This window comes from Roseimaritima multifibrata, assembly GCF_007741495.1.
In the GTDB taxonomy this organism is placed as follows: domain Bacteria; phylum Planctomycetota; class Planctomycetia; order Pirellulales; family Pirellulaceae; genus Roseimaritima; species Roseimaritima multifibrata.
On sequence record NZ_CP036262.1, the window covers coordinates 767,255 to 782,307 of the forward strand.

11 protein-coding genes are annotated in these 15,053 nt (G+C 54.3%); 6 read left to right on the plus strand and 5 right to left on the minus strand.

The annotated features are described in order from the left end of the window. Positions 1–69: 69 nt before the first annotated feature. Positions 70–756, minus strand: coding sequence for a hypothetical protein (locus tag FF011L_RS02965; protein WP_145350081.1), 687 nt, complete (start codon positions 754–756; stop codon positions 70–72). Positions 757–993: 237 nt separating this feature from the next. On the opposite strand from FF011L_RS02965, the gene FF011L_RS02970 reads away from it, so the two are divergent. Then, complete coding sequence (locus FF011L_RS02970; RefSeq protein WP_145350082.1) at positions 994–1,497, plus strand: magnesium chelatase subunit ChlI family protein; 504 nt, start codon at positions 994–996, stop codon at positions 1,495–1,497. A 395-nt stretch (positions 1,498–1,892) separates the two neighbouring features. Here the strand turns inward: FF011L_RS02970 and FF011L_RS02975 are convergent, their stop codons facing one another. Beyond that, a complete protein-coding gene (locus tag FF011L_RS02975) occupies positions 1,893–3,251 on the minus strand; it encodes an SAM-dependent methyltransferase (RefSeq protein ID WP_145350083.1) in 1,359 nt (452 codons plus the stop codon). Between the two features lie 211 nt (positions 3,252–3,462). On the opposite strand from FF011L_RS02975, the gene FF011L_RS02980 reads away from it, so the two are divergent. The 4 genes from FF011L_RS02980 to FF011L_RS02995 all read left to right on the plus strand — a co-directional run bounded on the left by FF011L_RS02980 (position 3,463) and on the right by FF011L_RS02995 (position 10,894). Then, positions 3,463–4,200 carry a TetR/AcrR family transcriptional regulator gene (locus FF011L_RS02980; protein WP_246109691.1) on the plus strand — a complete coding sequence of 246 codons (738 nt, stop codon included), beginning with the start codon at positions 3,463–3,465 and terminating at the stop codon, positions 4,198–4,200. Then, positions 4,190–5,941: an efflux RND transporter periplasmic adaptor subunit gene (locus tag FF011L_RS02985; RefSeq protein ID WP_246109692.1), complete on the plus strand. Its 1,752-nt coding sequence runs from the start codon at positions 4,190–4,192 to the stop codon at positions 5,939–5,941. The genes FF011L_RS02980 and FF011L_RS02985 overlap by 11 nt, the downstream gene beginning before the upstream one ends. 4 nt (positions 5,942–5,945) lie before the next feature. Then, a complete protein-coding gene (locus FF011L_RS02990; protein ID WP_145350084.1) occupies positions 5,946–9,269 on the plus strand; it encodes an efflux RND transporter permease subunit in 3,324 nt (1,107 codons plus the stop codon). A 182-nt stretch (positions 9,270–9,451) separates the two neighbouring features. After that, positions 9,452–10,894, plus strand: coding sequence for a dockerin type I domain-containing protein (locus FF011L_RS02995; RefSeq protein ID WP_145350085.1), 1,443 nt, complete (start codon positions 9,452–9,454; stop codon positions 10,892–10,894). A gap of 105 nt (positions 10,895–10,999) precedes the next feature. On the opposite strand, the gene FF011L_RS03000 is transcribed toward FF011L_RS02995, so the two are convergent. The 3 genes from FF011L_RS03000 to smpB form a co-directional block, all read right to left on the minus strand. Beyond that, positions 11,000–12,418, minus strand: a complete 1,419-nt coding sequence (locus FF011L_RS03000; protein ID WP_145350086.1) for an ABC transporter permease — start codon at positions 12,416–12,418, stop codon at positions 11,000–11,002. Further along, entirely contained in the window at positions 12,415–13,104 is a 690-nt protein-coding gene (locus FF011L_RS03005; RefSeq protein ID WP_145350087.1) for an ABC transporter ATP-binding protein, read from the minus strand. The genes FF011L_RS03000 and FF011L_RS03005 overlap by 4 nt, the downstream gene beginning before the upstream one ends. 240 nt (positions 13,105–13,344) lie before the next feature. After that, positions 13,345–13,866 carry an SsrA-binding protein SmpB gene (gene smpB, locus FF011L_RS03010; protein WP_145350088.1) on the minus strand — a complete coding sequence of 174 codons (522 nt, stop codon included), beginning with the start codon at positions 13,864–13,866 and terminating at the stop codon, positions 13,345–13,347. A 262-nt stretch (positions 13,867–14,128) separates the two neighbouring features. Between smpB and lipA the strand changes: the two genes are divergently transcribed. After that, positions 14,129–15,046, plus strand: a complete 918-nt coding sequence (lipA, locus tag FF011L_RS03015) for a lipoyl synthase (protein ID WP_145350089.1) — start codon at positions 14,129–14,131, stop codon at positions 15,044–15,046. The last annotated feature ends 7 nt before the right edge of the window (positions 15,047–15,053 follow it).

Below are 15,053 nucleotides of genomic sequence, written 5' to 3' on the forward strand. Positions count from 1 at the left end.
CGCATAAAAAAACCGTTTCCTCTAGAGAAAACAGTTAAAAAGTTTTTTTAGGGGTGACAGTGTGCGCCGCTATGTCCGCTTTTCGCGAAGGCTTTTTTTCGCTTCTTCCTTGGCAGATTGCAGCGCTTTCCACGTTGCTAATCGCCTGACAGTCCGTTCGTTGACATCAAGCAACTCAGCCCATTCCTTTGCCGTAAATTCCCTCCGTCGCGGATCTGCGTCCAGTAAAACCAGCATGCGTTCATCCGCCGTGCCGAAGGTGCCTTCCGTCTCCTTTTCATCGTCCCCGTTCGGGTAGCCGCCCCTGGTGCTTTCGTTAGCCCGTCTCGCAATCGCCCATGACTTGATCGACTCAGCCACCCGATTGTAATCGGCGAGGCTGAGCGACTCACCTACATTTGCTCCGCTCGCGAGCGCGGCGGCTCGCCACTCGGTGTGATGACCAAGCGGCGGCAGTCCCGTCAGCGCGGTCCACTCTCTATTCTGCCTTCGGTGTAGGTCAGCAAGCCTTGGGTCGCTCGCCATCGTGCCGTTCATGTAGTCGCCATGACTGGTGATGAACTTCAGTTGTGATTCCTGTGATTCAAGGGGGTCGTTTTTCGCCAGTCCAGCGAAAGCTTTAATTTCCTCAGTGATCCAGGGGAAAACATCGCGGAAGATTTCTAGTCGTTTTCGCCAGATTGCTTTACTTTGCGTTCGATACAATTCTGTGTACTGGGCCTGCTGCTGGTCCGTTGCTTTCTGCCGCTCTTTCATCGTCTCACCTTTCGAAAAACGGGGTTCGGTCCGACCGTCGCGGTGAGATGCGAAAGCCGAACCGAACGCGCGGGTAATTAATCCGCTCCCGGTGTTGATGGCTGACAACTCGCCAGCCTATGAACCCAATAGTAAGTCTACGATGCAACCGTTAGGCTGCCAACGCTACGGTAAACCGTATAGCAAATGCTGGTTTGCTGTGTTCGTTAAGTTGGCAAGTCGGCACCTGCTGACTTCATGTTAATCGCCGCTGCGAATCCGTGTCCCTGCGGGTACCGAAGTGATCCAAGGCGGAGTTGTAATTGCACTCCGCCTCAGATTGAACGCTACATGGGAAAGATCTCGGGACCGCTCATGGACCGGATCGATATCCATATTGAAGTCCCTGCGGTTCCTTTTGAAGAATTGTCCAATGGTTCAAAAGGGACGGACAGCGAAACGATGCGAGTCCAAGTCAATCAAGCGCGCGAGATTCAGGCGGAGCGGTTTAATAAATCGGTGACGCGTTACAACGCGCTGATGAGTAGCCGTGATGTGCGGCGGCACTGTGCGCTTGACCGGACATGCCAAAATCTGCTGCGGCATTCCGTCGAAGAGATGGGCTTAAGTGCAAGAGCCCATGACAAGATCCTCCGAGTCGCTCGGACCATCGCTGATATGGAAGCAAGCGAAGCGATCACAGAGCCTCACCTGCAAGAAGCCGTCAACTATCGAACGCTCGACCGCGATCTTTGGACGTAGGGACGAGCGGTATTTGAGTGTCGTCCTTCGCTCCGCGAAAGTAGCGCATGGGCGCGTTCTTTCGTTGGGGGCGTGCGATTTACAAGCGGAAGGTTTGCAAGCGAGGGCAGGCCCCATGCCAGCTTGTCTGGCATGAAGCCAAGATTTGAAATTAGTTCGCATGCCCTCAAAAGCACGCAACCGGATCGAATTGCCGCCGCAGGCGGCAATTCGATCCGGTTGCGATAGCCTGGGGGTAACCTACCTCTAATCTCAAATCTTGCGTTCCTGTCGGGCGAGCCGCCGAGGGGGCGTGGTGTTCGGACGTCAGCACGGCTGCCAGTTGCAGCCTCCCGCGGCAAGCCTGGAAACGAAACTTGCGGTATCGAAACCGGTTGCTGCTTACGTCGTGGCGACTAAGCGGCTCTTCTTTGGTTGGCGCTGTAGTGCTGGTTGTCTTGGTAAAGATGTTCGCGGGTTGGGGGCATGCCGGAGGGTTCTTTCTTGGCCTGCTTTTCTACTAGGACTTGGTAGAGTCGAGCTCCTCCGTTTTTGAAGGCTAGCGAACAACCGGTTAGGTAAAGCAACCACATGCGGTACTTCTCTTCGCCCACGAATCCGATCGCCTCTTCACGGCGTTCGTGCAGGCGTTGGCTCCATAGTTTGCAGGTTTGCATGTAATGGTTTCGCCAGCCTTCGACGTCGGCGACTTCGAATCCGTTGCACTCCAGCGACTGGATCATGTGTCCCACGTGGTCCAGTTCACCACCCGGGAAGATGTACTTGTTTAGCAGTCGGCGTTCGGCGTTTTGGCGGCGGAACTTTTTCATTGTTTCCTTCGCCGGTCTGGTGATTCCATGCAGCATGAAGAGCCCGTGTTTGGGCATCAAGCTGTTGACTCGCTGCACGAAGCCGTTGAGGTTGTCGATGCCGATGTGTTCGTACATGCCAATCGATGCGACTTTGTCGAACTGCCCTTCCAGGTCTGCGTAGTCTTTCAGTTCGACCGTGACTTGTCTTTCAAGACCTTGTTCACGAATCTTGTTTTCGGTGTAGCTGACTTGGTTTTCCGCTAGGGTGACTCCGTGCGCCTTTACGCCGTAGTGTTTCGCGGCGTGGCAGAGCAGGCTTCCCCAGCCGAAGCCGATGTCCAGAAAAGTCTCGCCCGGTTTTAGCTGCAGCTTGCGACAGATCATGTCCAGTTTGTCGAACTGCGCTTGCTCCAGCGAGTTGTCCCAGTCGGTGAAGTAGCCGCAGGTGTAAACCATTTCTTTGTCGAGGAACAATTCGTAAAAATCGTTGCTGACGTCGTAATGGAATTGAATGAAGTCCTTGTTTTCGGCTTTTTCTCGTTTTCGGCCGGTGATGTCCCCTTGGTACTCGTGGTCGACATCGACGTTCTTGGCCGATTCAAACAGAAACGGAAGCAGCGAACGAAAAAGCGTTGACTTGCGAATGTTCCTCGAACGTTTGCGGGAATCGCGAACGTAGAGCGCTTCGATGAATGTATGTAGGTCCGCACCGTGGAAGCCGATGTGGCCTCGGGCGTAATGCTTTAGCAGGTTTTCGGGCGTGGGGCGGCGGACGAGTGATCCGATCACTCCCGGACCACTGATTGAGAGATGCAGGTTCGGGTCGACGTTTTCTCCCAATGGGATCATTCGGCCGTCCCATAGTTTGACCGAGACGCGACTGTTCAATTGACCGGCGAGTTGTTCGATCAAGTGCTGTGCGGCTGAGAGTTGTTTTTCGCTGCGACGGTCGCGTCCGAACATGGTGAGGTTCCGTGTGTCTGACCGCTTTGGCAGTCGCTGGGAATGTTGGCCGGGAAAATTTCCAGGGGTTTCTTCTTCTCGATTGGTGGAAATCGATGGATTCCCCTCCTTTAGCAGGGGGCGGCGGCAGAACGCAATATCGATTCTGAATCCCAGGTTTTTGAAAAGAATCGAAATTAAGCCGTAGACAGTTATCCCGAAACGAAGTTTAATGTTTATCGACCGATGGTCGATAAATAGCCGACCGGTGGTTGGTAATCCTTTGAGCTGTTGTGGAGAAAGGAAAATCATGGGGTGGCAGCGAGCCAGGCAACCGGAGCAAAAGAACGCGCGGATCGCAAGTATTTTGCTAGCTGCGGGCGAATTGTTTGATGAGCGCGAGGTGACGGAGGTTTCGATGCGGGACATCGCAGCACGCGCCGGCATGGGGAAAGCCAGCCTGTACCACTATTTCAAGACAAAGGAAGAGGTTTTCCTTGCGATGCATGGCGACGAGCTAGTCCTCTGGCTAGAGAGCCTGGAGCGTCGTCTGGGCCGAATGCGATCTCCGACGCCTAAGCGAGTCGCCGCGGCACTTGTCAAAGAGCTGCGGGATCGGCCTCGGTTTTGTCGGCTGATGGCGATCCTTTCGTCGGTTCTGGAACGGAACTTGTCCGATCAGGCGATCGCGGATTTCAAAGAATCGTTGCTGATACCAAAAGAGCGATTTGTGGCTGGGATCCAGCAGGCCTTGCCTGCCCTAACGGATCGTGAAGCACGAGATTTTCTCTTTCAACACCATGCCGTCGTCGCGGGAATGCGGCCCATTGCCTATCCAACCGAGCAGATGGCGGCGGTTCTAGAAGAGCCAGAATACAAAGATTTTCGGATCGATTTTTTTGGTTTGCTGGAGCAAACATTTATGAAATTGTTACAGGGATCTGTGGAGGATTCGGTTCGTGGAAAATAAACATCGAAAACAAGTCCGATCAGGCATGGTTCATGGACTGTGGATTCCCATTTTGGGTGGGTTGCTGGCGCAAAGTATCGGGTGCAGTAAACCGGTGCGTGAATTCCCGCCGAAGGCTCCACAACCTGTGACGGTGATGTCATTGGAAAAACGTTTGCCGCCGGTCTCCTATTTCGCTTCGGGAAGCGTCAAATCGTGGAAGAACGAAAAGATCGGCTTCGAGGTATCCGGACGGGTTCAATGGGTTTTGGAGCCTGGTCAGGACATCGACGGCCGAGTCTATGACGCGGACAAAAATCTGATTCAGAAGGGGACTCCTCTGGCTCAGATCGATCCGGCCCACTACGTCATCGCGGTGAAATCGGCCAAGGCGAATCTTGAGATGGCCGAAGCGAAACGGGATTCGCTGAAAATCCGCCTCGAAGAGTCTTTGGTAGCTGACGTGCAATCGGCCGAAGCCGAACTGGAGCTTGCAGGAATTGAATTCGAGCGAGTCAAAGGACTGAAGGAGCAAAACGCGATTTCACAGGCTCAGTTCGACCAAGCCCGGATCCTGCAGAAGACTCGTCAGGCGGCTTTGCGTTCATTGGATGCGAGCAAGCGGCAAACAGAGACGGAACTGAAGTCGGCGGCAGCCGAAATCGAGGCTGCCAAACAAGCTTTGCTGGATGCGGAACGGGATGTGGAAAACACCACCTTGTATGGTTCCTATCAGGGACAGATATCCGAGGTGATGGTCGTTCCCGGGAGCGTGGTGAATGCCGGGGACCCTATCTTAACTTTGCAGATGACCAATCCCATTAAGGTTGAGGTGGAGTTGTCGTCGCAGCAGTCTAGGCAGCTTCGTCGCCGTCGTGGTTTGCCGGCCTCTTTCCGGTTGCCCGATGGATCGATGCGGCACGAAAATGCGTTTGTGTACAGCATGGATTCAAGTGCGGATCCGACCACGCGGACATTCACGATGACTCTGCTGATGCTGAATGAGAAATCGAGCACTTTAGGATCGACGGCGGAGGCTCCTATGGGAGCCGTTTACTCCGAGGATATTTGGCCCCTGAAATTGAATCGCATGATGGGGACCCCTGAAAATGTGGTCCTGGTCGAGGAGCAATCGATTGTGCATGAAGGGGACCAGACCTTCGTTTACTTGGTGACCAATACGACGCGGAGGGATCTGTTTCCGGAGGTCTTGAAAGTTCGCAAGCAGATGTTGGAGGAGTTAGATCTGCGTGTGCCGTTTCTTGGTAACTGGTTTTTCCGATCGGTCCAATTCAAAGACGATGATGGGAAAACGATGCCGGTCGACGAGGACTGGATCTATGTCGGCACCTTGGAGGGAGGCGAAGAGACACTGGCACATTGGGACGGCGAATCGGTGGTCTTGAACAGCCACGCCCAGTGGATGCACCGCCCCGGAGATTTGGTTGCCGTGAATTTGGCAAGCGACCAAGCTGAGGAAGGTTTTTACGTCCCTATTGAAGCGATTTACGAAGAAGCCGAACAATGCTACGTGTTCGCGATCCAAGATGGGAAAGTAAAACGTTTGCGAGTCGATCGCCAAGGGACCAAGAATTTGGATGCGGGAGCTTTGTTTGAAATTCGGTCCCCGGAACTGGTCAGCGGAATGGAGATCGTTGTTGGCGGAATCCACTTTTTGCGCGATGACCAACCGGTGCGAGTGATCGCCAAATTCGACGCGAGTTCGCTGGAGCCTACCCAAGTCGCTACGGAGGCACTGTAACGCAATGTCCTTGCCCGCAATCGCAGTAAAGTATCGGCCCATTGTCCTTTCCGTCGTGGTCTTGGCCATGGTTTGGGGAGGGATCACCTATCTGACCATTTCACGGCGTGAAGATCCTGAATTCACGATCCGGGTTTGCGTCGTGTCGACCACGTGGCCGGGAGCTCCGGCCGAAACGGTCGAGGAATTGGTGACCGACAAGATCGAACAGGAACTGATCAGTATTGAAGAGGTCAAGTTGACTCGGTCGACGACGGTGACCGGTCAGTCAACGATCTTTGTCGAGCTGGAGGATAATGTTTCACCGGCCGACATTCAGAACGTCTGGGACAAAGTTCGAGCTCGAGTCAATTTGGTCTCGATGCCGTCCAGTTCGGTTCGTCCGATTGTGAATGACGAGTTTGGGGATACGTCCGTTCTATTGTTGGCGGTCCATCAAACGCCTTCTCATCAGCGTGAGCAGATTCGCGAAGAAGATCTGTATGCACCCCGGCAGTTAGAAATTTATGCGGAAACCCTGCAAGATTCACTGCGTCTGTTGCCCGGGGTTGCCAAGGTGGAGATGTTTGGCGAGTTAAACGAAGCGATTTATATCGAAACCGATTTGGCGAACTGGTCGCAGCTGAAACTGACAACGGCTGAATTGGAATCTTTGGCTAGGGATCGCAACATCATTGAAGCGGGGGGCGAGCTGGATACAAAATCGGGCCATTATGCGGTGCAGATCGGCGGCGAATTTAATGCCGTGCGCGAGATCAATCAGATTGCCAGTACGGTCCGAACGGCGGGCGGAGACAACAGCGTTCCCCTTTCGGAACTGGGGCTGGCGGTGACTCGATCGGTAGAAAGCCCTGCCAGCTACATCTGCCGCTATGGAGAGACAACGGGTAGCACTCCCGCAGTGATGCTGGGGATCACGATGAAGTCGGGTGCGAATATTATCGACGTTTGCCAAGCGGCTAGGGATCGCGTCAATGAACTGACCGAAGTGTCGCAGCAGTTGCCACCCGATATCGCGGTGACGCCGGTTTCCGATCAATCCGAAAGCGTTGCGAAAAAGATTAGCGATGTGATTGTGAACGTGATTGAAGCGGTTCTGATTGTGGTGATCGTGGTCTACATCGTGGTCGGATTTAGGACCTCGTTTGTGATGGCTGCCAACATTCCAATTGTGGTGGTAATCGCGATCGGTATGATCACGATCGCCGGAGTTGAACTGGAGCAAATTTCACTGGCGGCATTGATCATTTCACTTGGTCTGTTGGTCGACAATGCGGTCCAGGTCTGTGATCAGGCTCGTACGAATCAGATGGCTGGGATGAAGCCCTACGCAGCGGCAATCGAAGGAGCCAATACCTTGGCGATTCCGATGTTGGTGGGAACCCTGACAACGATGGCCGCTTTTGTGCCGATGTTGTTTGCCTTGGAGGGGGGCGGCAAGGAATACGTTTACAGTTTGCCGGTTACCGTTTCGACGACGTTGGCGCTCAGTTGGCTGTTGGCGATGACCTTGTGTGTCATTCTTGCGGGGATGATCATTCGCGCACCTCGCGAGGGTCAGCATGGTTCGCCGGTTGTCGATTTGTTCTCGCGAATGGCGCGTCCGAAATTCTTGCCGCAAGCGTGGGGCCGCAGCAAAGGAACGGACGTTCATCACGAGAATCTTGCTTTCCGGATTTATGGTCGTTTAGGCCATCTTGCGGTTCGTTGGAAATGGGGGACTTTGGTGGCAACCCTCGGGTTGTTGGTTGCAATTATGACCCTGCCGGTCAGTTCCGAATTCTTTCCTGATGCGGATGGGACTCAGTTCGCTGTTAAGGTTGTGCTTCCTGAAACGGCAACCATTGAACAGACCGATCAGACGGCAAAGAAAGTCGAGGAGATTATTCGTCGTTTGAGTACCGAAGGCGACGGCGCGGAGCGACTGCGATGTTATCGAACGATGGTTGGAGGAGGCGCATCACGCTGGCATCTGGGCTGGGAACCTGAACCGAAGAATCGGGCCTTTGCGGAGATTCTTGTCGCCACGACCGGAACTGCGGTGACCAAAGAGTATGCCCAGCGCGTTCGAGAAGTGGCGGAACGCGGTGACCCCGAATTGGGCCTGAGCCCGATTGTGGGGGCTCGGGTCGTTCCTGTTCGATTGGCGCTTGGGCCACCCGCTGATCCATTGGTCTTTCGGATTTCGGGTTCTGGGTTCGCGGACCCGGTGGTGCTTCGCTCGGCGGCAAAACGCCTGAAGCGGATCGTCAACGATCAACCCGAAACCTGGGATGTGAATGATTCCTGGGGAGGCGACGGGTTTCAGGTTCGTGTGCGTGTCGATCCTGATCGAGCGGTGTTGGCAGGGGTTACCAATTCTCAGGTCGCGAAGACCTTGCATTCGTACTATTCGGGCCTGCGTTTGACCACCTTTCGCGAAGGGGATCATGAAGTGCCGATCTATTTCCGCTTGAAGGAAAGTCAGCGGCAGACGGTTGGTGGGTTGCAGGAGTCCTTTGTTGAAGGGGATCGTGGCAAGGTTCCGTTGGCGTCCTTGGCCGATTTGGATGCAACCTTTCAACTGGCTCGGATCGAACGACGCAATATGAATCGAACCATTGAGGTCAGTTCGCAGATGGAGCCGGGAGTGACGGGGAATGATGTCGTCTCTCGAGTGCTGCGGTCGAACGAAATGAAATCGCTGGAGGACAATCTTCCCAACGGATACTGGATCGAACCGGGGGGTGCGTTCGAGGAGAGTGCGAAAGCGGGCGGGCAGATGATGACTTCGTTTGCGACCTCGTTTGTGTTGATCGTGTTGTGTCTGATCTTTCAGTACAACGGTTGGGCGAAGCCGTTAATCATTTTGTCGACGCTTCCGCTGGCACTTGTAGGTGCTTGGCTGGGATTGTTCTTGTTTGACAAGTCCCTTGGATTTATGCCGCAGTTGGGGATTCTTGCTTTGTTCGGGATCGTTTTGAACACCGCGATTATCTTTGTTGAATTCGCCGACATTCTGATTGCTGAGCGAGTCGGTAAGAAAGCCGTTGAGGGGACGGCGGGCGGACCCTGCGGCGGTCTGACCGTTGGGGAGTTCCGAAGTTGTTTGATCGATGCAGGGAAGCAACGGATGTTGCCCATTTTTCTAACGACCGCAACCACCGTCGGTGGGCTGATTCCATTGGCCCTGAGTGGTGGGCCGCTCTGGGAAGGGCTGGCCTGGTGCATGATTGTCGGGTTACTGTTCACAACCGTTTTGACGCTGTTTGTTGTCCCTGTCTTCTACGCGATTCTGGTCGAGTCCTTGGGGGTCAGTCCGGTCGCGTTAAGCTCGGTGCATGACTAGCCGTTTGTTCAGTGGATTTGGGGGAGGGATCTTAGTGGCGGGGCGAAAAACGGTTAGTTGAACGGGCGGGGGGTATGGACTATTCTGATTGGGAATGTGCGGGCTGGTATAACTAGGAAGTCTGCGAAGATTTAGTCCCGTCTGTGTCACAAGTAATTGGATCCATGAAACGGAATAAGCAAATGAGACGTCGTCCACTACGTGCTGAAGCCCTGGAAAATCGCAACCTTTTGGCCGCTGGATTTGGCATCGAGCACAATTTCGTTGCCCCGGAAGACGTTGATGGCAGTGGCGGAGTGACCCCTACGGACGCTCTTCGAGTCATCAACGGTTTGAACCAGCAGGTCCGTGGGGCTCAGGGTGAGTCGCTTGGAGAGGGCGGGATGATCGACGTGAATGCCGATGGCATGGCAACCCCGAGTGACGCATTGTCCGTCATTCAGTACCTGAATCGCTACGGCATCGACGCGGAAAGCTTCGCCAGTACGGTCAATCTTGGCGATCGAATTGAGCACTTAGAATCAGCGCTCGAATCGGCTAGTTTGCCCGTCTGGATGGGCCTTGAACGTGCACAGAGTGTTTTGGATGGATTGCGTGAAGGGATCCTTCCTGAATTGAACCAGTCGCTGCGCTCGGAGGTTTTGCAAGGGTTAAGAGTGGCTGGGGTGCAGGACGAACTGGCTGGCGTGCTGTCTGCACTTGAGTCGGCAGGAATCGATCTTCCCGGGCTTCGTGATGCCATCACCGATTTAACTGGAGCTGTCTCCGGCGGAAGCAGTGGTTCGGATGACTCAGCCGGTAGCTCGGATTACCCAGCCGATGGTGAGGGGTATCCAATCGGTAGTGATCATCCTGGCTGGGGGATTGTGTATTGTTTGAAGACTGGGAATCCGGTTGCACCTGATGTTGGGGGGGACACTGGTTCTGGATCCGAAGATTCCGGCTCGAGTGATTCCGGGGATCAGGGTTCCAGTGATGAAGGAAGCCAGGATGACAGTTCCAGCAACCCACTCGATTTGAATGAGATTCTATCTGGCAGTTTGTCGAAAGCTCTGAGTGCCATCGAAGGGGCCATTGGGGGAAGTGTTCTTGGTCAGTTGGAAGGTTTGGTAAATCGTTTGGGTTCAGTTGCCGGCTCTTCCAGCCCGATCGATTCGGCTTTGGATCAGATTTTTGGCGACAATGATTCGGTCCAAGAAGTCCTGTCATCCCTTCCTGATAGTTTGGACCGGATCGGCGATCAGATCGCCGACGCGGTGGATCAAGGAATCTTCAGCAACCTAGACGACGTCGTCGATCAGGTGGCCGCAGCAAACGCTCGAACCGAGGCTATTTTGCAATCGGTCGGCAGCTTAACCGGCGACATTGGATCGGTATTGGATTTCGATCTGGATGATTTGATTGCTTCGCTCCAAAATTCGGATTTGGATATTGACGATTTGGTGGCGGAAGCCGAATCGCTATACGGCCAGTTCATTGATTTCTTGGAAAACGCAGGCGTTTCATCGGAAACGATCCAAGTCGTTACCAATAGCCTGGAAAATGCTCTAGAGCATTTGGCCGGTCAGCTTCCCTATGGTTTGCTTGATCAGATCTTGGGTAATCAATCGCCGCAAACCGCGTAGGCGATTTTAAGTAGAGTGGTTTTTCCATATGAAAAATGAGGGCTTGCACCAAAGTGCAAGCCCTCATTCGTTGAATCACCCATTTGCGCGCCGTTTGGGTAGCCGTTACGCGTTTAGGTTTTCCGTCACGTTGGTGCGGTAGGCGGCGACGGCTGGTAGCAGTCCAGCCATTGCCGCGAGGCCCAAGATAAGCGGCAGGATGTATAGCTCGTAGGTTGACGTCGTAAATAGTCCGGGACGAACGCCGGTTTGGGCTTCGATGGTGCCCCCAGCAATCCAGATCCCTACGTGGGCAAGCAGCCATCCGCAGGCACCACCGATGGTTGCGATCAGTAAGCTTTCCACCAAGATGACTCCGGTAACGGTGTCACGTCTGGCTCCCAGAGCCCGCATGACCGCGATATCTTTTTTGCGGTCATTCATCGAATTGTAGATGCTGACCAGAACGCCTACGGCGGCAACCACGCAGGTGATGATGGTAATAACCATCAGGGCTTTCAGCAGCGGCGCGACGATCAGTTCCATCAGTTTCGTGATCTCGGCGATCGGTGCAGCGGCTTGGGCATAGATATCTTCGTTGATTAGGTTCTGCATTTGGGGGCCGTAGAGCGGCATGCCCGTTCGGACCAGAATGCTTGTTACTTCTCGGTTGCGGATGGGGAGCGGTTTGAATTTTGGAGTGCCTTCGGTAACAACTTCTTCGCCGTCGGCCACCACGACTTCCTGGTCTTTGGAATCGTCGACGGCTGCGACCACTTCGGCTTCCGCTTCGTCCTCTTCCATTGGCTTGGCATGTCCGTCCATCAGGTAGAAACCTTCTAGGTTGACAAAAGCCGCCCGGTCGTTGGGGGTGCCCGTCGGTTTCATGACTCCGACGATGGTGAAGCCCAGATCGTGTCCGTGCCCGCTTGGGTCACCGTGTGTAGGGAAGAATTGGTCGCCGACACCGACTTTCATTTCTTCTGCAACGCGTGAGCCGACAACCGCTTCGAAGTAGCCATTTTCTTCCGAGTTGTATTCGAAGGGGCGGCCTGCTTGGAATTCGAATTCTTGGTCAACGTCCAGGCCGTGCCGCAGGTCCGCAAAGAATTGTGGGGTGGTGCCGACGACTCGGAATTGACCGAAGTAATCTCCCAAGGCAAGCGGGATCGCGAACCCACCACGCACATAAGCGCTGAAGGCTCCGTCTCGCTCGCCAAGTTCAGCCGGCCCGCCGTAGAGTGCAACCTGTTCGGCCCGCTGTTCTTTGGTCATGAATTCCATGTACTGCGTGTAGGGCAGATTTTCGATCGGTTGGCTGAGGTAGTAGACCGAATTGAGAGTTAGCTGCAGCGGGCTGCCTTCTGCGCCAACGACCAGGTTGTAGCCGACCGATGCGTTCCTTTGGAACGCATCGGAAACGATCCCGTAGACCGCCAAGACGGCGACCGTCAACGCGACGCCAAGGGCGAGCGAGAGGGTGGTCAAAATGCTGGAAAGCGAGCGTTGCTGGAAATTACGCCAGGCGATTTGAAGAATATTCATGACTGAGATGCTCCGGTCGCTGCAGCGAATGCAACGTTAATGTCAGCGAGATTTTCCACTCGATCAAATTGGTTGGCGACCTCCATCGAGTGGGTCACCAGCAGCAACGCGACCTCTTCGTCTTGGCAGGTCTGACGGATGAGGTCGATCACTTGTTGTTGGCTGGCGGGGTCGACGTTCGCGGTCGGTTCGTCAGCGAGCAGAAGTTTGGGTTTGGACGAGAGGGCTCGCGCGATTGCGACGCGTTGCTGTTGGCCAACGGATAATTGAGCCGGTCGATGGTTTTCTCTGTCGGACAAACCAACGCGATTGAGTAGTTCACGAGCGCGGCCGATGTCGTGTCGTCCGCTGGCGAACGACATTCCCAAGCGAACGTTTTCCAGCGCCGTAAAACCAGGTAGAAGATTGAAGGTTTGGAAAACGTAGCCCAACATCGCGGCGCGGTATCGATCACGTCCCGCTTCGCTTAACTCGGTCAGTTCGATATCGCCGACACGGACGGATCCTGCATCCGCGGTCGTCAGTCCTGCAATGACATGCAGCAGAGTCGTTTTGCCGCCGCCGCTACGTCCGATCAGGACCGCCTGTTCGGCTGCCGCGATCGCGTAATGAGGGATATCCAGCACTGGCATGCGACCACCGCCGGGTTGGTCAAACGACTTTTTAAGTCCGTTGATGTTGAGCATCGGATCGATGGGAGTTTAGGTGGGGGGATGGTAGCGGCGAGAGGCCACTCGGTTAGGCGTTTCGTTTTTTCCGCGATGCCACTAGGTGGCTTGCGGCGTGTTGATTGTCGCCTTTCGCTCCGCGAAAGAACGCTCCCTTAAAGCTACTTTCGCGAAGCGAAAAGCGATAATCTTTCTCCGCTTTCGATTAAGTCAACAAGCCGCTTACGCGGTCCTGCTGGCAAGCAAATAAACGGCTGCCTATCGCCGCCGCATTGCACGTTGGAGGCCCCGTTGGGTGTCTCGTTCTTTAATCGTTTGTCGTTTGTCGTGCAGTTGTTTCCCTTTGGCCAATCCCATCACGCATTTCGCGATCCCACGTGCATTGAAGTACACACGCAGCGGAATCAGGGTAAGTCCTCGTTCTTTGGCTTTGACCGCAAAGGCTTCTCGTTCGCGGCTGTGAAGCAACAGTTTGCGTGGGCGACGCGGGTCGTGGTTCCACATTCCAGCGTTGGCATAGTGGCTGATGTCGGCGCCGATCAGCCACAGTTCATTTTTTTGGAAACGAATGTAGGCTTCATCCAGCGAAAGCTTGCCATCTCGCATCGCTTTAACCTCGCTGCCCATCAAGATCATCCCACATTCAAGGGAATCGATGATCTCGTAGCGATGTCTCGCTTTTCGATTCTCCGAGACAATGGTGGTTGTCGGCTGCTGGCTGGAAGCCTTCCCTTTTTTGCCACTGGAAGCGGACTTCTTTGTGCGATTCTTTTTTGGCATCGGGAGGAATGTCTGGAGCACGGATCAAAGGGACAAACAATCGATTGTAGCTGCCGTGGCACGGTTCGCCGACATCCCTCACTACGGAGGCTTGTCGGGGGTGGTTCGGTTTTTCTTTAATCGGCCTGTTTTGGTGTTCCTTTGAGTTGCCCGGAGGCCCACCCTTCGAGTTTATGGTTTGGGAGGTTACACTTATGCTTAGGAAAATTGTTTAATTCCTGCTGATTTTTCTTTTGACTGCTCCTTTCACGCCGAGAAATCAATGGCTTTTCGTTTGCCAGTGGTAGCCGAACCTGAAATGCCCGCCGGGACAACGACTTCCGCTTCCGGGCGGTTGCCGCGTTGGTTGAAACGCCCTGTTCCCAAAGGAAACCTGAATCATAAAACGTCAGGTTTGCTGGAGGAATTGCGTTTGGAGACGGTGTGCGAGAACGCAAAATGCCCCAATCGGATGGAGTGTTACAGTCAGCAGACCGCCACTTTCATGATTCTAGGCAACGTTTGCACGCGGCCATGTGGTTTTTGTGCCGTGCATCGTGGACGTCCTCCGCAGTTGCCTGAAGCGGACGAACCGGAACGGGTTGCCGAGGCCGCCTATCGACTGGGGCTGAAGCACGTCGTGATCACAAGTGTGACACGCGATGATTTGCCCGATGGGGGGGCTGAGCATTTTTACCAGTGCATTCTGGCGGTTCGTGAACGGACCGGAGCAAGCGTGGAAGTTTTGACTCCCGATTTCGTGCAGTGCAAACCCTCACTGGACCGCGTGATCGAAGCGGTTCCTGAAGTATTTAATCACAATATGGAAACCGTCCCCCGTCTATACCGTCGGGTTCGTGGCCCCAAGAGTGATTACGCCTGGACGCTGCGGATGTTGCAGCACGTTCGAGAATTGAATCCTGTTGTCAAAACCAAAAGCGGATTGATGCTGGGATTGGGAGAAGAACGAGGCGAATTGTTAGACGCTCTGGCTGATTTGCGAGAGAACAATGTCGATTTCCTGACGCTCGGACAATATTTGCAGCCCGGCGAGAAATATTTGCCAGTGGTTCGCTATGTTCCACCCGAAGAATTTGAAGAACTAGGCGATATCGCCAAGCAAATGGGCTTCAAAAAGGTTGCGAGTGGGCCTTTTGTACGAAGCAGTTACCATGCTCGTGACATGGCGGAGACCGAGTAGCACAATT